General features: G+C 51.8%; 22 protein-coding genes and 4 pseudogenes. 6 read left to right on the plus strand and 20 right to left on the minus strand.

All coding sequences use genetic code 11. The annotated features are described in order from the left end of the window. The 4 genes from A7C91_RS03355 to A7C91_RS03370 form a co-directional block, all read right to left on the minus strand. Entirely contained in the window at positions 1-312 is a 312-nt protein-coding gene (locus A7C91_RS03355) for a V-type ATP synthase subunit H (protein ID WP_068664904.1), read from the minus strand. A gap of 103 nt (positions 313-415) precedes the next feature. Next, entirely contained in the window at positions 416-1111 is a 696-nt protein-coding gene (locus tag A7C91_RS03360) for a potassium channel family protein (protein WP_068664906.1), read from the minus strand. Further along, positions 1111-2634 (minus strand): preprotein translocase subunit SecD, encoded by a 1524-nt coding sequence (locus A7C91_RS03365; protein ID WP_068664909.1) that lies wholly within the window; start codon positions 2632-2634, stop codon positions 1111-1113. The genes A7C91_RS03360 and A7C91_RS03365 overlap by 1 nt, the downstream gene beginning before the upstream one ends. Beyond that, the gene (locus A7C91_RS03370; protein WP_068664911.1) at positions 2631-3548 is read right to left on the minus strand and encodes a protein translocase subunit SecF; all 918 of its coding nucleotides are present in this window, start codon (positions 3546-3548) and stop codon (positions 2631-2633) included. Before A7C91_RS03370 ends, A7C91_RS03365 begins: the two co-directional genes overlap by 4 nt. 161 nt (positions 3549-3709) lie before the next feature. Here A7C91_RS03370 and speD point away from each other — a divergent pair, with 161 nt between their 5' ends. Continuing rightward, the gene (gene speD / locus A7C91_RS03375; RefSeq protein WP_068664913.1) at positions 3710-4135 is read left to right on the plus strand and encodes an adenosylmethionine decarboxylase; all 426 of its coding nucleotides are present in this window, start codon (positions 3710-3712) and stop codon (positions 4133-4135) included. Positions 4136-4168: 33 nt separating this feature from the next. Here the strand turns inward: speD and A7C91_RS03380 are convergent, their stop codons facing one another. The 8 genes and pseudogenes from A7C91_RS03380 to A7C91_RS03410 form a co-directional block, all read right to left on the minus strand. Next, entirely contained in the window at positions 4169-4693 is a 525-nt protein-coding gene (locus tag A7C91_RS03380) for a hypothetical protein (protein WP_068664916.1), read from the minus strand. A 21-nt stretch (positions 4694-4714) separates the two neighbouring features. Next, positions 4715-5461, minus strand: a complete 747-nt coding sequence (locus A7C91_RS03385) for a KaiC domain-containing protein (RefSeq protein ID WP_068664918.1) — start codon at positions 5459-5461, stop codon at positions 4715-4717. A gap of 153 nt (positions 5462-5614) precedes the next feature. Beyond that, complete coding sequence (locus A7C91_RS03390) at positions 5615-6124, minus strand: PUA domain-containing protein (protein ID WP_082871975.1); 510 nt, start codon at positions 6122-6124, stop codon at positions 5615-5617. 41 nt (positions 6125-6165) lie between these two features. Further along, entirely contained in the window at positions 6166-6600 is a 435-nt protein-coding gene (locus tag A7C91_RS03395; protein ID WP_082871976.1) for a YkgJ family cysteine cluster protein, read from the minus strand. A 322-nt stretch (positions 6601-6922) separates the two neighbouring features. After that, complete coding sequence (locus A7C91_RS03400; RefSeq protein WP_068664922.1) at positions 6923-7453, minus strand: hypothetical protein; 531 nt, start codon at positions 7451-7453, stop codon at positions 6923-6925. A 44-nt stretch (positions 7454-7497) separates the two neighbouring features. Beyond that, entirely contained in the window at positions 7498-7887 is a 390-nt protein-coding gene (locus tag A7C91_RS03405) for a hypothetical protein (protein WP_234394454.1), read from the minus strand. 24 nt (positions 7888-7911) lie between these two features. Then, complete coding sequence (locus A7C91_RS11600; protein ID WP_234394455.1) at positions 7912-8073, minus strand: hypothetical protein; 162 nt, start codon at positions 8071-8073, stop codon at positions 7912-7914. A gap of 168 nt (positions 8074-8241) precedes the next feature. Next, positions 8242-10019 (minus strand): annotated as a pseudogene (locus A7C91_RS03410) (tRNA uridine(34) 5-carboxymethylaminomethyl modification radical SAM/GNAT enzyme Elp3). A gap of 131 nt (positions 10020-10150) precedes the next feature. Between A7C91_RS03410 and A7C91_RS03415 the strand changes: the two are divergent. After that, complete coding sequence (locus A7C91_RS03415) at positions 10151-10906, plus strand: Nif3-like dinuclear metal center hexameric protein (protein WP_068664924.1); 756 nt, start codon at positions 10151-10153, stop codon at positions 10904-10906. An 80-nt stretch (positions 10907-10986) separates the two neighbouring features. Next, the gene (locus A7C91_RS03420) at positions 10987-11454 is read left to right on the plus strand and encodes a hypothetical protein (protein ID WP_068664926.1); all 468 of its coding nucleotides are present in this window, start codon (positions 10987-10989) and stop codon (positions 11452-11454) included. Here A7C91_RS03420 and A7C91_RS03425 read toward each other — a convergent pair. From A7C91_RS03425 to A7C91_RS03435, 3 genes are read right to left on the minus strand one after another with little or no spacing between them, the layout of a single operon-like run. Further along, complete coding sequence (locus A7C91_RS03425; RefSeq protein ID WP_068664928.1) at positions 11423-11806, minus strand: hypothetical protein; 384 nt, start codon at positions 11804-11806, stop codon at positions 11423-11425. The genes A7C91_RS03420 and A7C91_RS03425 overlap by 32 nt on opposite strands. A 17-nt stretch (positions 11807-11823) precedes the next feature. Then, complete coding sequence (gene alaS / locus A7C91_RS03430) at positions 11824-14556, minus strand: alanine--tRNA ligase (protein WP_068664930.1); 2733 nt, start codon at positions 14554-14556, stop codon at positions 11824-11826. A gap of 58 nt (positions 14557-14614) precedes the next feature. Next, positions 14615-14911 (minus strand): hypothetical protein, encoded by a 297-nt coding sequence (locus A7C91_RS03435; protein WP_068664932.1) that lies wholly within the window; start codon positions 14909-14911, stop codon positions 14615-14617. A 134-nt stretch (positions 14912-15045) separates the two neighbouring features. Between A7C91_RS03435 and A7C91_RS03440 the strand changes: the two genes are divergently transcribed. Both A7C91_RS03440 and A7C91_RS12130 read left to right on the plus strand, forming a co-directional pair. Continuing rightward, on the plus strand, positions 15046-15810 hold the full coding sequence (locus A7C91_RS03440) for a phospholipase D-like domain-containing protein (protein WP_068664934.1): 765 nt from the start codon (positions 15046-15048) through the stop codon (positions 15808-15810). A gap of 32 nt (positions 15811-15842) precedes the next feature. Next, on the plus strand, positions 15843-15968 hold the full coding sequence (locus A7C91_RS12130) for a hypothetical protein (protein ID WP_267886267.1): 126 nt from the start codon (positions 15843-15845) through the stop codon (positions 15966-15968). 4 nt (positions 15969-15972) lie between these two features. Here the strand turns inward: A7C91_RS12130 and hisS are convergent, their stop codons facing one another. The 5 genes and pseudogenes from hisS to A7C91_RS03465 all read right to left on the minus strand — a co-directional run bounded on the left by hisS (position 15973) and on the right by A7C91_RS03465 (position 20620). After that, complete coding sequence (gene hisS / locus A7C91_RS03445) at positions 15973-17280, minus strand: histidine--tRNA ligase (RefSeq protein ID WP_068664936.1); 1308 nt, start codon at positions 17278-17280, stop codon at positions 15973-15975. A gap of 78 nt (positions 17281-17358) precedes the next feature. After that, entirely contained in the window at positions 17359-17970 is a 612-nt protein-coding gene (locus A7C91_RS03450) for a MarC family protein (protein WP_068664938.1), read from the minus strand. A 103-nt stretch (positions 17971-18073) separates the two neighbouring features. Next, positions 18074-19195 (minus strand): annotated as a pseudogene (locus tag A7C91_RS12510) (cation:proton antiporter). Between the two features lies 1 nt (position 19196). Further along, positions 19197-20053 (minus strand): annotated as a pseudogene (locus A7C91_RS03460) (cation:proton antiporter); the annotation flags it as partial. A 19-nt stretch (positions 20054-20072) separates the two neighbouring features. Then, positions 20073-20620 (minus strand): annotated as a pseudogene (locus A7C91_RS03465) (CBS domain-containing protein). A gap of 157 nt (positions 20621-20777) precedes the next feature. Between A7C91_RS03465 and A7C91_RS03470 the strand changes: the two are divergent. After that, positions 20778-22238 (plus strand): NAD(P)/FAD-dependent oxidoreductase, encoded by a 1461-nt coding sequence (locus A7C91_RS03470; RefSeq protein ID WP_068664940.1) that lies wholly within the window; start codon positions 20778-20780, stop codon positions 22236-22238. Positions 22239-22378: the final 140 nt, after the last annotated feature.

Raw genomic sequence — 22378 nt, forward strand, 5'->3', positions numbered from 1 at the left:
TCAGCCCCCTCTTATGAGCTCTATGCCGGCAGATATGGCCTTCTCGAAGTTGTTGATGGCCTTAATCTTCAGCTCTTCGACTTCCTTCTCGCCCTCCTCAAGGATTTTCTTCGCCTCCTCCTCGCCTTCCAGGCGGGCCTTCTCAACGAGGGCCTTGGCCTTTTCCTCAGCTTCCTGGATTATCTCCTTCTCTATTAGCTTCGCATCTTCCTTGGCTTTAAGGACTATGACCTTAGCGTCTTCCTTCGCCTTTTCAATCCTTTTCTCAGCCTGCTTCTCGGCATCGACAATCTCTTTGATGACCTCCTCCATGATGAGCCCCCCAATGACCCTGAAAACAGGTTCTCTCTACGCCACCTTTGGCTTCCCTAATTGGTTTAAATAGTTTATGGTGAAAGAAAAGGAAGGAGCAAACTTACTCCTGCGTCTCCTCAGGCTTCTTCTTCTCGAGGAGTTCTTTGACATTGTCAAGAACGTTGTTCTTGGCAAAGACAATTATCTGGCCCCCCTCTGGCAGCTTCGTGTCGCCGGAGGGTATCAGCAGGTTGCCTTTTTCGTCATAGACGGCTATTATGAGAGCGTCTTTTGGTATCCTGAGATCCTTAACGAGCTTTCCTGCTATCTCACTGTCCTTGTCTATAGTGAAGCGCACAATCTCAGCACCCTCCTTGGGGAAGAGGACACGGTCAAAGCCCGGCGTAACGATGTTCCTGCTGATGTACTCCGCTGCTATCTCCTCCGGCGAGATGACGAAGTCAAAGTACCTCCGGAGGTCCCCCACCTCTTCGAAGATGCGCCTGTTTTTCGGGTTGCCTATCCTGAGTGAGGTCTTTATCTTCGGGTTGAGGTGCTTTGCCAGTATGCACGCCAGCAGGTTGGCGTCGTCCTTGCCGGTTAAAGCCGCGAATGCATTCGCCTGCTTTATGTTTGCCTCCTCGAGCGTCTTCGGGTCGGTGGCATCGCCCTCAATGACGAGACCGTTGATACGGAGGGAGAGCTCCTTGGCCCTCTCCTTGTCCATCTCGATTATGGTCACGTCGTGGCCCTCTTCCTCGAGCATCTTGGCAACGAGATAGCCAACCCTTCCGGCGCCCATTATCACGACGAACATTAGTCCTCACCGAGCAGGTACTTGGCTATTTCAGCATAGGCAGGCCTCGTAACGAGGATTCCTATGACCACGCCCAGTATTGTCGTGAAAGCGAAGCCCTTGAGTGTTCCGACGAAGTATATGAGCAGGAAGCTCATGGCCACTATCGTCGTCGCTGCCGAGGCGAAGATAACGAAGAACGCCCTTCCCATCCTTTTGAGAACGTTCGAGCGCCTGGTTATCCTAGTCTCCTTAGTCCCACCGAGAAGTTCGTCGGTTATTACTATCTGCTGATCAACGCCAGTACCGATGGCGGCTATGATACCCGCTATGCTCGGCAGGTCGAGGTTCCACTGGATGAGTGCGGCGAATCCAAGGATGATTATTGCCTCGAAGAAGCTGGTCGAGGCAACTGGTATGGCTATCTTCCAGTTCCTGTAGTGGAAGTAGACTATGGCAAAGACCGCTATAAGCGCTCCGATACCGGCGAGCAGGGCCTGGTACTTGAAGTTCTCACCGAGTCTGGGGGAGATAAATTCCATTCCAACGACGTTGAGCTTGACTGGAAGCGAACCGCTCTTGAGGACGGTGTAGATCTGCCTGGCTTCCTGCTCAGCAGTGAGCCTGTCCGAGGCGGTTCCAGTTATCTGAACATCCTGCTGCGGCTGGCCGGTGGCGAGGCCTTCGCCCACTGAGTACGGGCCGTAGAGACCAAGGGTCCTAATGATGAGTGCGTGGTCGCTCTCGCCTGGGCCCCTCTGGACGAGTCTGACGGTAACGTTCATGTTCTCAAGCTCACTCTGGAGGCCCTGGTTGAGGTCAACGAGGACTATCTTCTCCCTGCCCTCGGCCATATCTGCCAGCTCATCGGCGGTCTGATTGGCATAAGCAACGACGGTTATGTTAAAGGCCTTGGTTATCCTCTGAAGCAGGGTCGGGGCTTCAGGAACCTGGGCGTTGAACTCCGAGCTGTTCATGAGATTATATACACTGTCAGGAACTACGAGAAGTGAGTTAACGGGTGGGTCAAGGAACATGTCGACCGGCCATCCCGTCTTGCCCTTCGCCAGCTCGGCGAACTTCTCGGCGGCACTCTTGGATATCCTGAAGGGGACGCTCCATGTGTTGTCGGGCTTTATCTGATAGATGCCGACGTACTCAACGTCCTGACCCGTTCCAAAGATTACTCCATCAAACTCCATGTAGAATACACCCTGGCTTTCAATGACGTTTTTAATGGCATCGGCTTCTTCAGCGGTGGTGACGTTGGCGACCTTGACGAGCACTATCTGGTCCCCCTGGGCCTCAACAGTTATGTCCCTCAATCCCAGGGTGTTGAGCCTCTTCTGGAGCGAATCAACAACGAGCTGCATCGTGTCGGCATCAACGGGGTGCTCAGTCTGAGCGACGAGCGCAACACCGCCGCTTATATCTATTCCAAAGGTGAGCGGCCTAACAGCAAGAGTCACAACCGAGCCTATGAGAAACACGGTGAGAAGGATGATCCTCCAGTTCAGGAGGAGCTTTTTAGTTCTCCTTTTCATGCCTTACCACCCCTAGTAGAGCCTCTGGCCAAGTACCACTTCAGCACCCCTGCATTGAGCAGCCAGGTGTTCATGAAGTCCGCGAGGAGACCGAAGATGAGCACCACTGCGATGTTGTCTATAGTCTGAGAGGTCGAGATGAGCCAGAGCACAAAGAGGGCACCGAGAGTGGTGGTGCTCATGGTGAATCCAGTCGAAACCGCCGAGAGGTAGGCATCCTCGATGGTGTCCTCCTTACGCTTCAGGAGCCTCGTGGTCAGGAGAATGTTGCTGTCCACGGTGTAACCGATGAGCATCAGCAGGGCCGCTATGGTTGCGGTTGTTAGCTGGATGCCGAAGATCCCCATTATTGCGACGGCTATCACCATGTCCGAAAGGGCAGAGAACATTATGGTGAGCGACGGGACTAAGTTCCTGAAGAAGAGGAACACGACTACGGCCATTCCGATGAACGCCAGTATAAGAGCCCTGATACCCTGCTGCTGGGAAATCTCACCGAAGGTCGGCTGCACCTCGCTGTGAGTATACTCCGCGTCAGGATACTTGGTCTTCATGACATTGATTATCTCAAGCGGGTCTGTTCCAGTGGGCGCGTAAACCCTCACACCCTTGGTGTCTACACCGCTAAAGCTCTCAACTCTCACATCAACGCCAATCTGGTCGCTGATGTATTTGGCAAGTTCATCCGGGTTAGTATCGACACCATAAGCAGTGATAACCACACCTCCCTGGAGGTCTATTCCAAGGTGCGGAAAGTGAACCGCGAGTAGAATCAGGGCAACTATAAAGACCGCCAGAGGGTAGGTAATCATTTTCTTATAATCCATCCTGGCGAGAACACTCAGTTTCTTCTGTTTTTTCATTCGGACGGCTTCCCAAGCATCGGGCTCGCCCTTGGTTTTAGGTTTCGACATACCTTCACCCCTTCTTGAGTTTTTGCAAAACTTATCGTTAGTTGGTCCGGACGAGTTTTAAAATTAGTGGTTCAATGATTAAAGATGGCTAGTGTTCATCGGATAATGCGAGGCTTAACTTTAAAAAGGGAAGGCCAAACCCCTCACTTAGGTGAGAGGCCATGGAGACGATAGGGTTTCACTATGTGGTTGAGGCTGCTGGCTGCGATCCGGAAACCCTTGGTAACGCTGACAAAATAAGGGAAATATTCCTAGAGGCAGCAAAAGTAGGTAAAATGGAGGTCAAAGCAAGCTATTTCTTTAAGTTCTCACCAACCGGTGTGAGTGGTGTAGTCATAGTGGCTGAATCCCATATCTCGATACACACCTGGCCGGAGAAGGGCTACGCGGCCCTGGACGTTTACACCTGCGGCACCACGGCAGACCCAGAAAAGGCCGTTGATTACATCCTCGACAAGATAAAGGCCCAATACGCCCACGTTTCCGAGATAAAGCGCGGTATTGAAGAGGACGACGGAACCTTCACCCACATGATACTGACCTGGGAAGAAAAGCTCGAAAGAAAGAACGGGAACGGGCAGGGCTAAGAGGTCCCTTTTCCCTTCTCCACTTTTGAAACGTCAGAGCAGGTTCTTTATCTCCCCGAGTTTTTGCTCAATAGTTGCTATTGTCTCTCTGGCCTTCTCAAGCTTGCCTTTGAGTTCTTTGTTTTCCTTTCTGAGCTCATCAAGCTGGGCATTAAGCTCAGCCAGGCTCCTCTTGAGCTTCTCGTACTCCTCGAGTGCTACCAGTTGGCCGCCTTTAGCTAAAACCTCGACGTTCCTGACGAGCTCATCGAGCCTTCCAGCCTTTATGAGCTCGTAGGTCTCCCTGACGAGCTGGCCGGCCTTAGTCTCGCCCTTGAGATGCTTCCTTATAGTAGCCTCGGCTCTTCCAAGTTCATCCGCTATCTCCCTCACCGCCATACCTGCCTTCTCCCTGGCTATCGCTCCAGCAGCGACTGCCAGACTGTCAACCCAGGTGAGCCTCTCTGCCGGATCCTTGATGAGCTCTATCACTTCGGGCCTGAAGAGGGTTGCGAAGAGCAGGATGCTTTCGAGCCTGTGTATTTCTTTCCTTCCAAGGGGATTCAGCGGAATCTCCATCGCTACCACCTCCCCCAGCTTTCACTCGAGCCCGACGACAGTCCCCCTCTTGAGAACTTTGTCTGGGTGGACGACTATTCCATTGTTAGTTATCTCGAAGGGGTGCCTCCTCATGGAGTGGCTTGTCCCACGCATTTTCCACACTATCAGCGAGCGCTTGAGCTCGCCGTCGATTTCGTCCAAATCAAGCCTTATTATTCCGTCAACGCCGTGCTCAACTCCCGGTCCACCGAAGCCACGCTCGCCGACGCTTATCTGACTCACAAGGATACTCGTAACCCCAAGACCGGCCAGAACACGCTTAAGCTGCATCACTATGCTCCTTGCCATTGCCGGTTTGTTGATGTACAGCGTCGTAACCGAGTCAATAACCACGCGCTTGGCCCCAATGTCCTTAATAGCTCCTCTGACCACGTCAATGAACTCCCTGATATCTGTCAGGTCGTGTACAATGTATCTCTCGTACTCCTTGCTCTTACCTATTCCAGCCGTGAAGGCGTCGACCATAGCAAAGAGGCCTTCCTCCTCGTACTTCCTGACGTCCCAGCCGAAGTTGGCCATGTGCTGCCTAACCTGAACAGGATGTTCTTCTAAAGCCACGTATATTCCAGGCTCGCCGTTCTGGAGACCGTTCCAGAGAAACTGCTGGCTGAATATGGACTTTCCCGTTCCGGGCCCACCGCTCAGCAAAACCACGTTTCGCTCCGGGATTCCCCCGTGAAGAACCTCGTCCATACCCGGGATGCCTGTCTTTACCCTCTTCATCATCGGGTATCACCCCGAAAGTTTTAGTCACTAATAGTTAATTTAACATTTCAGTTTAAAAGCGTTACGTCAGAGTCAGAACCCTTAAGGACAATCTCCAGACAGTTACAGAAGACAACCGAGTATTCACCACGGCCAGTCAAAGAAAGCTGAATATCAGCGCCTCCTCCTGATGAACTCCCCTATGTCAGTCACATTTAGAATGAACTTGTTTCTGCTTTTGGGATTTATACGTCCTATACCGAGTATGATGCCATTTTCGTCATATACCACAAGCTTCTTCGTTCCTTGCCAGTCGTACTTCCTGACGCCGCTCCTGGGGACATCTTTTCCCGTAGTGAAGAGGAAGCCCGCCCTGGGGCTTAGGATTGCGTAGTTTTTCTTAACATCCACAAAGTAGAAGAACTCGACATTTGGATAGAACTTCTCGACAAGGTTTTTGTCCACCTTAATCGTGCCAACGAAGGTTCCGTAGGCATAGGGCTTAACTTTCAGGTTTTCAAGTTCTTTCCAAACGCGCTCGTTCACAGCATAGACGTCTCTAAACCTGCCCTCAACGACCGCAAAGGTATGGTGACTAAGCTCACCGTACTTCTCTGCCTCGCGAAGGATGAGGTCGTACTCCCACGCAGAGGCCCGTCTATAGCGGAGTTCATTCATCGACATCGGTCATGAGTTGGGGAAGCCGTTTATAAGGATTAATCTTCTCAGTCGAGTTCCTCAAGTAGTTTGAGGAAACCGTCCATATCCGTCTTCTCTAATTCCCGCTCAAACTCAAGGCCAAGCTCAGCTATCTCCTCTGGGGTTATGACCGCCTCAGGCTCCTCCGGGTTTATTCCCGGGCAGGACTCGTCGTAGTAGAGCCACAGGTTCTCCCCTTTATACTCGAAGGGCTCCTCCCCCTCAACTCCCAGGGGCTTTCTGGAGACCATGAATGGGTAGATGCGGCATATTATCGGGTTTTGGTCATGAATCCTGCACTTGCCTGTTTCCGGGTCGTGGAAGACGCAACCGAGATCCCACTCACGGTAGGCCATGACAAAGCGAACCTTCCCGCCGTCAAGGGTCAGCATTACGGAGTCCTGTGGATCGTGGCCGGCCTTTACTATTTCTCTAATATCATTTAAAGTTAAATATATCATTTAAAGTTAAATATATCATTTAAAGTTAAATATATCATTTAAAGTTAAATATATCATTTAAAGTTAAATATATCATTTAAAGTTAAATATATCATTTAAAGTTAAATATATCATTTAAAGTTAAATATATCATTTAAAGTTAAATATATCATTTAAAGTTAAATATATCATTTAAAGTTAAATATATCATTTAAAGTTAAATAGATGAACCTCCCCCTACAGCAGTCAAGGCAGAACTTGCACTTGAAGTGGACGTCTTCTCGAAAAGATTTCGGCTTGAACCTCATAAAAAACGTTAAAGAGAAGTCTCAAAAGAGTTCCGTTAGCTTTCCTTAGGGTAGGCTACTTTGAACGCTCCCCAGTCAGTTTCTTCTCCGTAGGTTACCGTGAAGTTGACCAGCTCATAATTCTCCGGGGCCGAATCCCTTTTGTATGCAATCAGATGGTAGCCGCTCTCCACGTACCAGTAGAAGGCACTGCTTATCATGAACAGATATTTTGGTATGACCAGCTTCCTAACACACTCCTTGCTCCTCACGTATTTCTGTCCATCCCAGAAGAGGACGTCGAGGCACCAGTCAGGATTCTGGATATTCAGCACCACGGAGTTTCCATAATCCTCGCTTCCCTTCAGAATGAGGTGCTTCTGAAGGTCAACTGCGTTGCTCCAAGTGTAATTTCCGAGGGTTATGTTCTCCAGCAGAATTATCCGGCCCTTGGGAGACGCAACACCGTAGGGAACGAGCTTGTGAGTGATTATCGGCACGAGGAGGTAGTAGAGAACTACTATCGCAATGATTGCGACGACAACAAGAATCTTAAGGACTGACTCAGTCTCATAAGAGATTCTCATACAATCACCTCTCGGACTTACTAAGATTTTGAATAATAAAAAGGTTATGACTTCTTTATCGCCACTTTCAGGGAGCCTTCTCCTGTAATTCCTCCGTAGGTAACGGTCAGGTTCACGAGTTCGTAGTTCTGAACGGGTTCAGTTTTGTGGAGAACCAGCGCGTAGCCAGGCTCGAGGTACCAGTAAAGTATCTCCTTGGCATCATGGGTGGGCACTCTCCTGAAGGCGTACTGACTCATTTGGATTTCATTGGAGCAGTTGTACTTCAACTGCCAGCCGTTGTTCGAACCGCCCCAGACCCAGAGATCGAGGCACCACCCCGGGCTTGTTACGCTTATTGTCAAGCTATCACCCATGTTGTCATTGCCCTTCAGGACGAGAAGGTTGTTCTGAGAAGTTATAGGCACGGCGTTGGTGTAGTTGATGGAACCCATAGTGAAGTTCTGAGCGAGGACTATCTAGCCCTTAGGAGCCGCAACATCGAAGGGATTTGGGTTATGGGAGAGGATAGGATAAATAACCGCGAAAAGGACGACCACACCTACTACGAAGACAATTAAGAGAACCTTGATTATGAATGAAGTCTCGTAGGAGAGACCCTTCTTGGATTCCTCTTTCACTCGGAATCACCTAACTAATCCCGAGGAGTAAGAAGTACTTAAGATTTACTGTCAGAAAAGTCGAGGAACAAAAATTTTTAAATACAAAAAGTTATTTTAAGTGTCAGCGGAGGTGATGATAAAGGCGGCGAAATCCACCGGAGAAGGGGCCCCTACTTGAGGCCCTTCTCATGTGTTTAAGTGGGCATCAAATTTCCCACTCTTTTCAAAGTTTGCATAACCCCTATCGAGCCTCTTGGCAACATACGGACCGTTCTTGCGATAGTCAAACTTACGGTAATACTCCCTCACGCCGACGCCGCTTATGATGAGCATCTTCTTGACGTCAAACTCCTCGCGGGCTATCCTCTCGGCCTCCGCTAAAAGTTCCCTTCCATAGCCGCGATGCTGCCACTCATACTTCGGCTTCCCACCTATTGGCACTAGAGGACCGTAGACATGGAGCTCCCTGACAATGGCCGAAGGACAGCAGTTTATCTCCTTCCGATGGGCTTTTTCGCTCGGAATCCTCAGGCGGAGAAAGCCTATGAGGATGTCATTCTTCGTGTCCTCGAAGCTGAGGAATATCTCCTTCCCACCGGCTGCGTCGTAGTCCTCTCTTAAGAGCTCGATGTGCTCTATTTCAGGCTCTATTCCGAACTTCTGCATCATATGGCCGACTTCCCTAAAGCGAATCTCCCTCGGGCGAATTCCTCTTTTAATCAGCTCGTTGAAGACGAGCTGTCCAAGATTAGAGTGCTTGACGCCGTCGACGATGAGCTTCGCCGGGATGTCGCGCTGTATGCGCATAACGCGAACCCACTTGGGGAAGAGCTTGTATGCCTCAACCAGTAGTTTAACCGCCTCCTCCGTGCGGTATGGCCGGTATTTACCTTCCTTCCACCAGCGGTAGAGAGGAGCATCAGCGGTAACGAGCGTAGGGTATACCTTCAGCATGTCCGGCCTGAAGCAAGCATCCTCGAATATTGCTCTGAATGTGTACAAATCCCTCTCGAAGTTGCTCCCGGGCAGACCGGGCATTATGTGGTAGTTTATCTTCAACCCAGCGTCGCGGAGGAGCTGGGTAGCCTTAACTATCTCCTCAACACCGTGGCCGCGCTTGGTCCTCTCGTGGATGAAGTTGAAAATCGTCTGAACACCGAGCTCAACGCGCGTCGTTCCCAGCTTGAGCATCCTGTCAATCTGCCTTTCGAAGGCCCAGTCCGGGCGGTCTCTATCGTTAATCCGACCATCCTCACATTAGCCTTCTCGTTCTTCCTCTGCTCCTCTTCGAGATAATAGTAGGGCTTTCTGTGCGTTTTCTCCCAGGCCTCCTTGAACTTCGTGTCCTCGTCAAGGACGGACTTATCTCCGTGGACTATCAGGCGGACAAGCTTCTCCTCGAGGTTTTCTATGTCCTTGAAGTGCGGGAAGTCGTTCATGGCCTTGAAGGCGCACTTCACAAACCACTCCTGGTAGTCCAAATCGACCGCAGGGAAAGTTCCACCCTGGATTATGACCTCAACCTTGTCCACGTCGTGACCTATATCAGTGAGTTGCTTTAGCCTGCGCATCATGATGATATATGGGTGGTAAGCGCTCTGGACGGCCCTCAGAGCGGAAGGTTCTTTTCCAGTATAGCTTTGAGGAGAGCCAACGCTCGGACCGCCCGGGCAGTAGATGCAGCGTCCGTGGGGACAGGGGAAAGGCTTGGTCATCATGGCAACTATGGCAACTCCGCTTATCGTCCTGGTCGGCTTCCTCTTGAGGAGCTCCCGGAAGCAGTCGCGCTCCCCCTCAGGGATGGCTTTGAGAATATAAGAATTACCGGGAATCTTGCTCAGATGATACTTCCGCGAGACGATTATCTTATACCTGTTCAGCTCGTTTCTATCTTTAATCTCGCCCGCCAAAACTGCCCGCGCTATCTCTTCAACCGCTCGCCTGAAGTTGTCACTCCCACCCATACCAACACCTCTCGGAGCGAGTTGGGCAGGCCTTTTAAAAGGTTAGCTGGTCGAGATGTTGCTCGAGATATTTAGTATAGTGAATACGGAGACGTTAAAAGCTCTCGCGGGGATTAAGTTTGGTGGTCGAAATGGTCGCGCGGGACGAGATAGTCACATTTCTCAACGAATACCTCAACATTAACGCCTTCCCGGACAAGTCAAATAACGGTCTCCAAGTGGAGGGAACGGAGGAAGTTGAGAGGATAGCCTTCACCGTCGACACGACACTCAAGACGATAGAGAGAGCTGCCAAAGCCAGAGCCGACATGATGATAGTCCACCACGGCATGATATGGGGTGGCATAGACTACGTGACTGGAGTGACGTACCGCAGGCTTAAGGCGCTCTTCGATGCTGGCATAAGCCTCTACGTCGCCCACGTGCCTTTAGATGCCCACCCTGAGGTCGGAAACAACGTCCAACTACTCCAACTTCTCGGGCTTGAACCGAAGGAGCCCTTCGGCGAGTACGGAGGGGTCACGATAGGTTATATCGGGGAGTTTGAGGAGACAAAGCCGGTGGAGGAAGTGGCACAGGTTCTCGCAGAGAAGCTGGACACGACAGTTAAGACCTACGAGTTCGGAGCGAGGGAGGTAAGGCGCGTCGGGGCGATAACAGGAGCCGGCGGCTTTGCCTTGGAGGAAGCAAAGAGGAAAAACCTCGACCTATTCGTTCTCGGAGAGTTTACACACGCCAACTATTTGACGGCGATGGACTTAGGGATAAGCATCGCGGTTGCGGGCCACTACAAGACCGAGACGCTCGGCGTTAAGGCGCTGATGGAGCTCATCAGAGAGCGCTTTGGGCTGGACGTTTTCTTCATAGACGAGCCAACTGGACTTTGAGCCTGCCGGTTTTTTCTCTATTGTAAACACTTACACAAAAGGGTTAATAACGGCAGGGGAAAATATTTTGGGGTGATACCATGGACAAGGCGCTCACAATAATGGCAATAATCACAATAGCGCTCGCGGCCTACGCCCTCAGTACGTCACAAATTCCCCCTGCGAGCATAGAGTACAGGGAAGTCTTCTACACCAACAACCAAAGCGTTACGTTCATCACAAAGGACGGCGTCGGGCTCTTTACTATGAAGATTAGTCCCCACGTGAACTCCTTCGAGCTGACAATAAAGTTCCCAGAGGGGACCTCATACCTCATCAGATACGGGAATGAAAACTACAAAGGCACCAACGAGTTCAAAGTCACCATACACAAAGACACCGTGCCCGATGAAATCTACATCCAGTTTCAGCTCCCACAAGACGTAACAAAGAAACTCATCTATGAGAACGGGAAGGTGGAGATAATCATAAAGGGAGACAAGATACCACTCTGGCACGCTGAAGACGTAATCTACGTCAAGTATTGGAAAGAAGAGAGAAAGCCCTGATTCCAGCTATTTCCTTTTCCAGCTCTTCTGGAGGGAGCACCTTAAGTCTCACACCTAACTCCTCAGCGTAGTTCAGAACCCAACCCGGCTTCACGTTTTTAAAAGGCGTTATAACCCAAAGCTCCGGAAACCCCGCCCTATGGGCCTTGACGACGTCGTAGAGAACCCTCTGAGGAAACCACTTGAAGGAAGCCTCAAGCTCGATGGCGAGGAGCTTTTGTCCGCCATTCAGAATCGCCACGTCTATCCTCGTCCCGTCTGGAGTCCTATACTCAGGAATAGTAGTTAGCCCGAGTTCAGAGCAGAACTCTACAATCTGCCTGGTCAGGGTCTTGACCTTGATTTTGACCACCAAGGAAAGTTTAAAAATCAGCCGAGGCGCTTCTTCACCTCGGCTATAGCCTCCTCGGCCTTCAGGGGGTTCTTTATCCTGCCCTGGGCGAGCTCCTTTCTTCCACCCCCACCACCGCCGGCAACGCTTGTTATCACCTTCGCAAGCTCGCCGGCCTTAAGGTCGAGGCCATCGCCAACGGCAACGACGAAGTGACCCTCCCTGCTGATGAGGAGGACAACTCTCTTATCCTTCCTGAGCTTGTTTGCCGTCTCGCGGAGGTCGTCCATGGTTCCCTCAACGACTGCGCCAATGAACTCAACTTCCCCGACCCTCTCGATTCTGTCCTCAAGTTCGTAAACGAGGAGCTTCGCCAGCTCCTTCCTGAGCTTCTCAACTTCCTTCCTTGCCTCCTTCCACTCGTTGAAGAATCTCCCGGCAGTCTCTGGCAACTTCTCGGGCGGGACGCGGAAGACCTCACTTGTTCTCTTGAGGATTCTCTCAGTTTCTTGCATCCAGTTTACGGCGGCCTCTCCCGCGGCGAAGATTATCCTCTCAACACCGTCCTGTATGCGCTCGGTTCTCAGGATTTTAATCGGACCTACAAGGCAGGTGTTCGGCAGGTGGGTTCCACCACAGGCCTGGACATCCCAGTCCTCTATCCTGAGCACCCTGATAATCCTGCCCGGCACAACTCCGCCCTGATAGAGCCTGAAGCCGTACTTCATCTCGGCTTCAGTCCTTGGAAGCCACTCCCAGGCTACCCTTCTGTTCTCCATAACTATCCTATTGGCGAGCCTCTCTATCTCCCTGAGCTCCTCCTCGGTTATGCGCTTGTAGTGGGATATGTCCAGCCTGGCCCAGTCGGTATGAAGCTGAGAACCAGCCTGCCAGACGTGCTTTCCGAGAACCCTAACCAGGGCACCCATGAGGACGTGGGTTCCCGTGTGGTGGCGCATGTGCTGTATCCTCCTAGTCCAGTCGAGCTTTCCATGGACAGTCATGCCCTCCTTGAACTCCTCAGGCCTCTCAACGCGGTGAAGGATTACCTTGCCGACCTTCTGAACCTCAAGAACCTTAACGCCATTGAGCTCACCCGTATCGTAGGGCTGTCCGCCGCCCTCTGGATAGAATGCCGTCTGGTCCAAAATGACCCAATCGTTGATGACCTTCAGAACCTTTGCCTCGAACTCCCTCATGAAGGGATCCTCGTAGTAGAGTGTCCTCGTGTCCGGGAGGTCCTTAACGAGCTCGAAGTCGACTATCTCAACCTTCTTCTCCTCTTTCTTAGTCTGCCTCTCGGCCTCTTTGGCGACGAGGGTGTAGAAGTTGTCCGGAATGTGAACCTTGATGCCTTCTCTTTCGGCTATCTCGGCGACTATCTCTGGCGTAAGCCCGTGGCTTTCATAGAACAGTAAGAGCCTCTCCAGTGGGAGCTCCTCTATTCCCTTTTTCTTGAGCTTCTCTATCTCCCTCTTCACGAGGTCGCTTCCGCGCCTGAGGGTATCAAAGTAGCGCTTCTCCTCGACATTTATGATGTCGAGGATGACGTCCTCCATCTCTTTGAACTCGGGGTAGGTCGGGGAGAGCTCCTTTATGTGCATGGCGACTATCTCCGTCAGCGGAACCTCTAGACCGAGCTCGCGGAGGTGCCTTATGCTCTTCCTTATGAGGAGTCTAACCAAATAGCCGGCCTTGACGTTCGAGGGAATAACCCCATCCGCCAGCATGAAGGTGAGAGCCTTGGTGTGATCAGCTATGGCGTAGATGAGCTCGTAGGGCCTTATTGATCTCTCGAGCTCTTCCATGCTTATTCCAACGCGCTTGGCGACTTCTTGACGAAGGGCCTTGAGGTCGCCCATATCCTCGATGTCGAACATTCCGGCTAAACGAGAGTTCTCTATCAGGATTCTCTCGTCTATCCTCTCTATCCCCGCCATCCTCTTGAGAGGCTCGACGACGTAACCGAGGACAGCGTCATAAGCTGTAGGAGTACCGTGACTCATCCAGACTAAGCGCTCGAGGCCATAGCCGGTATCAACTACTCTCGTCTCCATGGGGACGTACTTGTCGCCCTTTATCTCGACCACCCGGCTCGGATCCGCGTTCTTTGGGGCCTTCTTGTACTGCATGAACACGAGGGTAGCAACCTCAAGGCCTCGGTAGAGGACCTCGAAAGCCGGTCCGGCGTTTCCACCGCCGGCCCAGGGGTTCTCCTTGAAGGTTATGTCCTCGGCCTTCATGCCGAGCTCCTTGGTGAAGAACTTAAAGGCCAGCTCAACGGTCTCGTCCATCCAGTATATCGGCTTGCCAGGATAGTTGAAGGCGTGGTGAGCCATCATTTCGAATATCGTGAAGTGCCTGCCGGTTATTCCGACGTTGTCTATGTCCGTAAACCTTATTGAGGGCTGTGAGATGGTGAGCGGATTGGCCGGAGGATCGGCTTCACCGCTTATGACCCAGGGCTGGAAGTCCATAATTGAAGCACCAACGAGGAGAACGTCGTCTCTCCATCTCGGCAGAATGGGATAGCGCTTCACCCTGCCGTGACCGTGCTTCTCAAAGAAGCTCAGGAACTTCTCTCGCATCTCGTCGAGGGTGTACTTCTTAGGAATACCAGGCTTTCCGATGAACTCATACTCATCACACGGCGGGTCCCCGCAGGTTTCTCTATCGGGGTCGAGCGTCCAGAAGGGTTTTCCGCAGACTTTACAGGTTTTCCTCATCCACCCCTCTTCCTTGAACATTCTCGTGGTCATGTCCATGCTCATGAGCATCACCTCTTTTTAAGTTGAAGTAAAAAGAGCCGGAGCCTAATTAAGGTTTTTGTTAGTCTTTCAAATCAGCCTCCAAATCAACGTCAACGTCCTCGAACTGTTCCTCATCCACTATGACAAGGGGCACCTTAATCTTCCTGAGAAACTCCCAGAGGCGCTCCTCACGGCGCTCCATCATCTCAAGCTTGTGCCTCAGGCTGGCGTTCTCTACAGCCAGACGGTTGGCCTCGTCCACCTTCATGTTAAGCTGCATTCGGAGCTCTATTATCTGCTCCTCGAGCTCTTGAAGGGAGCACTCCAGCCTACATATCTCTTCGTAGAGGTCTTTACACAGCCAGTGCTTTATCATGGCGGTCAGCCCCGCGAAACCTCCTCACCAATCAGGGGGCTCCAGACTCATCATCCCAACAACTTTGGCCGTTCATGGTTTTAACGGTTGCCCTACGTTAAGGTTAAATTCACAAGTTGGATGTACACCATTGGATGGTGGTACGCGTGAAGAAAGCTCTGGTATTTCTGCTCATCATAACTGTTCTATCAGCGGGCTGTCTTGGTGGAACTCAAACCGTGACAACCACCGTAACTGAAATCCAGAACCACACACTCACCGAAACCGTATCCGAAACCCATACCGAGGTGAAAGTGATAGAACCTGAAATCAACGTCACCGAGCTGACCGAGAATCTTAGCTTGTGCGTCTCAAAGCTCTCCGAGCTCAACTCCACACTGGCCAAGAAGGAGGAAGAACTCAGCTCGTTGAAGGCCAAATACGAGAGCTGTCTGATTCAGCAGGCTCTTGGAAACGGGGCAGGTTTTGAAATACTCCTCGATAATGAATACTACTATGAGGTTCTCAACGCCATAAACAACGCCGGTGAGAGCATCTACATAATGATGTTCTCCATGAAGTACGACCCCGCGGACAGCTTCGACTGGGCAAACGACCTCATAAGAGCCCTGGCGGAGGCCGAAAAGAGGGGAGTCAGCGTTCATGTCCTTCTCGAGGACTCCTCGGACATCAACCGGGCCGCCTACGATTACCTGAAAGCCAACGGCGTAGACGTTTCTTTTGACTCGCCCGAAACGACGCTTCACGCTAAGGTGGTGGTGATAGACGGGAAAATAGTCTTCCTCGGGAGTCACAACTGGAGCGAGAGCGCCCTCTACTGGAACCACGAGGTCAGCATCAAGATAGTCTCCGAAGATCTCGCCAAGAGCCTGATTAACTACTTCCGGAGCATCCGCTAAGGCTTTAAACTCACTCCACCAGCATTTTCGGGGTGAAGATGATGGAGTCGCTGAAGAGGGCCTACTGGAAGTGGCGCTCCCGCTGCCCCTTCGTCAGAAAGCTCGAAGAGTGGAGAATGAAGAGAACGGCGAATAAATTCAAGGTAAAGAGAAAGTAAGGGTCTACCTCCTGAGAAGCCGTGAGAGCTCTTCCGGGACCCTTTCAATTTTAACAGCTATCTGCTCGCCCGTGACCATGTCCCTGACCGTTACCCTGCCCTCCGCGAGATCCTTCTTTCCAACGAGGACAACTATCGGCACATCGAGCCTTCCCGCATAGTCTAGAGCCTTCTTGAGCTTCCTGCCCATGAGGTCGTAGTCGGCCGTGATGCCTTTCTTCCTAAGGCTCTGAGTTATTTCAATGGCCTTCGCCCTGAGCTCAAGCTCTTTCCCGATTGGAATCACGTAGACGTCTGGCCGGAGCTTCGGCTCTGGAATCAGGCCCTTGCTTTCGAGGATTGGTATGAGGCGCTCTATTCCGATGGCAAAGCCCGTCGCTGGAGTTGGCTTTCCGCCGAAGACCTCTATAAGGTTGTCGTAGCGGCCGCCGCCACCTATCGAGCCTATCCCGAGGTCATTCGGCGCTATCGCCTCAAAGACGACGCTCGTGTAGTAGTCGAAGCCCCTGGCTATGCCGATATCTATGAGTATGAAGTCGTAGACGCCGTAAGCCTTGAGGAGCTCCACAAGCTCGTAGAGGCGCTTTATTTCCTTCCCCGCCTTATCGCTCGTGAAGAGCTCCTCCGCGTTCGGGAGAACCTCATCAGGCTTTCCTTTTATCTCTATCAGCGCCAGAACCTTCTCAATACCTTCGTCGCTTAGACCGAACTCTCCCAGGGACCCTATGAAGTCTTCCCTGCTCCTCTTGTCCTTCTTGTCGATAAGCCTCATCAGACCAACGTCATCGCTAACGCCAAGCATCTTCGCGAACTCGTCGAGCAGAATGCGGTCGCCGATGTTGACGGTGAACTCCCTGAGGCCTGTCGCGAGGTAGCTCTCGACGAGGAGGGCTATGACCTCAGCGTCGGCCTCGACCTTGTCGCTACCGATGAGCTCGACTCCAGCCTGCCAGAACTCCCTGTAGCGGCCGCTCTGAGGTTCTTCATACCTGAACATGTTGGCGATGTAGTACCACTTCACAGGCTTTGGTGCGTTCTGGAACTGGTTGACGAATAAGCGCGCTACGCTCGACGTCATGTCAGGCCTCAGTGAGAGGTTCCTACCGCCCTTGTCCTCGAAGGCGTAGAGCTGCTCCACAACCTCCTCACCGCTCCTCAGCTGAAAGAGAGCGGTGTATTCGAAGGTCGGTGTGAGTATCTCGTGAAAGTTGTAGCGCTCGAAGACTCCCCTTATCCTCTCAAAGACCCATCTCCTCTTCGCCATCTCCTCCGGCAAAAGATCTCGCGTTCCCTTTACCTTCTCAATTCTCATTTCAAACCCTCCCTCTTGGTTGAGAAAGTAGGAAGGGGGTTAAAATATTACCTACCAATTCCCCCTAAATGACAAACCTCAGGGGGCGGTCATCATGATGTATATCCCCACCACACCCTGAACCATCATCTGCGCTCCAATGGCCATCGTGAACATACCGATTGTCCTGATGAAGACACCGAGCGTTGTTTTGCTGATGTTCTTGATAACGTATAGGGTAAGGCACATCACGAGGGCTGTAAAGAGTATAGCAATGAATATAGCAGCGGTGGCGTGGTAGATTCCCCTCTCGGCTGTGAGGGTTATTGCCGTTGTTATAGCCGCTGGGCCGGCTATCAACGGGGTGGCCACAGGTACGGCAGCCAGAGCAAGGATGTTTTTCTCCTTCTTGAGGGTTATCATTCCACCGCTCTCAAGGGCCTCAAGACCTATCTTGAAGAGAACAAAGCCTCCAGCGACACGGAGGGCGTTGAGGTCTATGTGGAAAATCTGCTGGAGGATTATCTGGCCGGAAACCGCGAATAGGAAGAGGAGAAGAAATCCTATGAGGTTGGCCCTAATGATTAGGGCTCTTATATCCTCTATGTGGAAGTCTTCACGCAGCAGACTGACCAGGAGTACCTTATCGCTCGGGTCTATCATGATGAGCATGAAGAGGGCCGAACTCAGTATCGCCGTGAACTCACTCATAGCATTTCCTCCGGCAAGGATTTTATAAACCTATGCCCTGAAGTGTGCACGCGATGATGAGACCGGCACTGACGGATGGATGAAGAGCACTCGGTTGGCTGAGCTACCTCGAATAGAGCCACTTTAGCAGGGGCGGAGTTATCATCGTCGTAACGAAGACCATCAGGATTGCAACGGTCAATGCATCGGGCCCTATAATCCCACTTGCCAGTGCAATCGCCAGCATGGCCAGCTCGACACCTCGCCTGGGTATCATGCCGACGCCTATCCTGACAGAGGAATTCCAGTCAAAGCCGGCAAGTCTTACTCCCGCTCCGCATCCGAGCACCTTGCTCAATATGGCCGCAGCGGTGTACATAACCGCAAAGAGGCCTGCGTGGAGGATGTAGCCCAGCTCAATCCTCATCCCTACCTCGACGAAGAACAGGGAGATGAAAAGGGAGTATCCGATAACGTTCACGTGCTCCATTACCGCCTTTTTCTTGGCACTCTGACCGAGGGCGAGGCCTGTAAGATATGACCCGAGAATGGATGCGAGGTTGAGGTGCTCGGCAAGGTATGCAAACGCTATCAGAAAAACTAGGGCAAAGGCTGTCTCTGATTCCGGCAGGTCTATCCTCGAGATGAACATGAAAGCCCTATCCGCAGTCCAGGCCCGAAGTAAAGGAAGAAGAACAGAAGGAGGGACACAGATATCAAGACTTCCGCAAGGCTGGCGTAGTTCACCTCACCGCCCTTTATCATCGAAATCGCGATCGTCAGGATAAGGATTCCCAGCACATCATCGACAACGGCAGCAGCGAGAATCGTCATCCCTTCCTTTGTGTTCAGTCTCCTTAGCTCCATGAGCACCTTGACGGTTATGCTGACGCTCGTGGGTGTCATCATCGCCCCGTAGAGAACCGCCTCGTGAGGAGGAACAAACGGATAAGCAACGAGAAGCCAAAGACGAAGGCTATAAACACCCCAGGCCAGCAACCATAACGCTCTGCTTCCCGACGCGCTTGAACTCCTTGAGCTCGCTCTCGAGGCCGGCTATGAAGAGGAGGAGCAGGACTCCCAGATTTGAGAACTGCCCTATAACTGGGTTGGTATCGAAGAAGATGCCAATCAAAAGCCCACAGAATATCTGGCCCAGCACAACCGGCTGGCCAGCGCGCTCAAAGATGTAACCCATCAATTTAGCCGTTGCAAGCATCAGGGCTATGAGGAGCAGTATCTCCATATCACTCCCTCGAAAATGCCCACTTCAGGAGGAAGGGATTACCAGCGTCGTTATGATGACCATACTTACGGGGATGGAGAAAGTCCCTCTGTCAAACACTTCCTCGCGGAGGCCTATGTTGGCCATTATGAGCGCAACCTCCATCCTGGGAACCATGCCGACGCCTATCTGAAGAGCTTCCCGCGGCTTGAACTTCATAAGCAGACCGCCGATACCGCAGCCCACTACCTTACCTGCTATTGCGAGGAGTACATATCCTCCTGCAAAAAGCCCGATGTGGCCCAGAACGTGGATGTCAGTCTCAATGCCTATGCTCACAAGAAAAACGGGAATGAAGAGGGAATAGCCTATGGTCAGCGTTTTGCTCGTTATTTCTCTGGCCTCTGCACTCCCGGCTATGAGGAAACCTGCGAGATAAGCGCCAGTTATACCCGCCAGCTAGAACTGCTCGGCGATGTAGGCAAAGAGGAGCATTATGGCCATCGCAAAGGCCGTGACCGTCTCGGGGAGGTTTATTCTCTCCGACGCGCGGAGAGCTTCCTTTATAGCGGGACTACCAAGGAGAAGGCCCAAAATAAAGGACAATGTAACCTCACCAAGGATTATGAGCACATCCATAGGATAAACGCTTCCCTTCGTGTTCATGGCCACGAGAACCGTCAGAATTATTATACCAAGCACGTCGTCAACTACGGCAGCGGCGAGAATAGTCGTTCCCACCCTGCTCCTCAGTGTCTTCATCTCCATGAGTATGCTGGTGATAAGGCCCATGCTGGTGGCGGTGAGAATTCCACCGAGGAAGAGGGCCTGTATGTTGGAGTACCCCCACGCCAGAGCGCCAACATAGCCGAGTACGAAGGTATAGTTTTAAGTGATATCAAGCCGAAACTATGCGGATGAGGCAGATTATGTCCTTAATTTCAAGCACGCCGTGAAGATGGCCGTTCTCGTCAACTACCGGGAGATGATGCTTCCCGGGTTCAATCATTATCTTTATGGCCTTTTCCCCAGGTTGTCATCGATGTGAATCGTTATAGGCTTCCTTACCATTATGTCTCTAACGCAGGATGCCCTGCTTATGGAGTACTTCTTCAGGAGGCCGGTTCCTACTATGGAATATCTCCTTGGGGGTTCGAAGAAATGAAGCAGGTCTTTCATCGTTACAAAGCCCATCAGCTTCCTCTCATCGTCAACGACAACCGCAGAGCTCTCCTCGTCCCGAAGGTTCTGGATGAGCTCGAAGAGCGGATCGTCAGGATGAACAACAAGAAAGTCCCTATCCATGACTATCTCGACGGGGACTTTGGAGATGTAGCGAATGTTGTGGCTCAGCCCCTCCTTTCTCCGGAGCTGGAGAAGCTTTCTCTTGCTGTGGATTATCTTTATCTTATTTGCCTTGGCTTTATCAGATTTCTCTCCGGCCATACTCCCACTGAAAGTCGTACTACTCAATTCTGTTTAAAGGTTTCGGGAAAGTATCTAAAATTTAAATGTCAAAAATTGCCCGATAATTTGGCAGAATTAACCAGAAACTTGCCAAAAAGTTTTTAAGGAAATTGTCCCAAACCTCGACAAGGGAAATATGGTTTCTGGAAAGATGTACGACGTTGTGATCATCGGAGCCGGTCCGGCAGGTCTTTTCGCAGCCTACGAACTGGCAGAGAAGAGCGATGTTAGGGTTCTGATAATAGACGAAGGCGGTGACATCGACCAGCGCGTCTGTCCTATGTACGAGCTCGGCTACTGCATTGGCTGCCAACCCTGCCACATAATGAGCGGTGTTGGCGGTGCGGGGGGACTGAGCGACGGCACCATCAATCTCCGCCCGGACATAGGCGGCGACCTAAAGGAGCTCACAAACGACGAGAACTACGCCTGGCAGCTCGTCTGGGAGGTTGACCAGATTTTTCTTAAACACAAAGCCCCAAAAAACCTGTTCAAAGGCGACCCCGAGCATGTAAAGTACTGGGAGCAGAGGGCCGCTCAGGCCGGCGTCAAGTTCATCCCCATCATCCAGAGGCACATCGGCTCGGACAGAACGCCCGAAGTTATCGGCGACATAAAAAAGCACCTCGAGGGCAAAGGCGTTGAGTTCCTTCTCTGGACGAAAGCGCTAGAGTTCGGCCAGGGACGGGTGAAGGTCAGGCGGGGAAAGAACATCTTCACTATAAACACCCGTTATATCATCGTCGCTCCCGGAAGGGGAGGAGCGGACTGGTTCCACGACGTGGCCAAGAAGATAGGCCTCAAAGCGAAGCATGGACCCATCGATGTAGGCGTTCGTGTCGAGGTTCCTGCCATAGTGATGGAACCCATAACGAGCATAAACCACGACCCCAAGTTTCACATCTATACGGACACCTACGACGACTTCGTGAGAACCTTCTGCACCAACCCAAACGGTTTCGTCGTCGAAGAGCGCTACGACGGATACGTTGGAGTAAACGGCCACTCTATGCACGAGAAGAAGAGCAACAACACTAACTTCGCCTTCCTGAGCAGGATTGAACTCACAGAGCCAGTCGAGGATACCACCGCCTACGGAAAGAGCATAGCGCAGTTAGCCACGACCATAGGCGGAGGAAAGCCCCTCCTCCAGAGGCTCGGCGATTTAAGGCGTGGAAGGAGAAGCACATGGGGTAGAATAAAGAGAAGCGACGTCGAGCCAACACTCAAACACGTTACTCCAGGAGACATCGCGATGGCACTACCGCACAGGGTCGTCACCAACATCTTAGAAGGCTTGGAGAAGCTCGACAAGGTTCTGCCCGGGGTTGCCAGTGACCATACTTTGCTCTACGCACCTGAGATCAAGTACTACGCCATGCGCGCCGAGGTTAATGAGAACCTCGAGACGAGCATCGAGGGCATATTCGCCGCTGGAGATGGTGCGGGCCTGAGCAGGGACATCGTCAATGCCGCCGCGACGGGTCTTCTTGCCGCGAGGGGCATACTCAAGAAGGAGGGCCTCTACACGGAGAAGGACTTCAGGAAGCCCGGTAACTGGAGGACAAAAGTGGAATCTCTTAAGCCTGAGGAGTAAGTTTTTAACCGTCCTTTCGTTTTTCTGTTAAGGTGAAAAGATGGAGCTACTGAGAGAGGTGCGTACAAGAAATCGACCATCTAGGGAAGTTCGCATTCATTTCGCGCCCGAAGAGCGCATCCTACCAGCGAGCAATTTAG

The organism is Thermococcus piezophilus, from assembly GCF_001647085.1.
In the GTDB taxonomy this organism is placed as follows: domain Archaea; phylum Methanobacteriota_B; class Thermococci; order Thermococcales; family Thermococcaceae; genus Thermococcus; species Thermococcus piezophilus.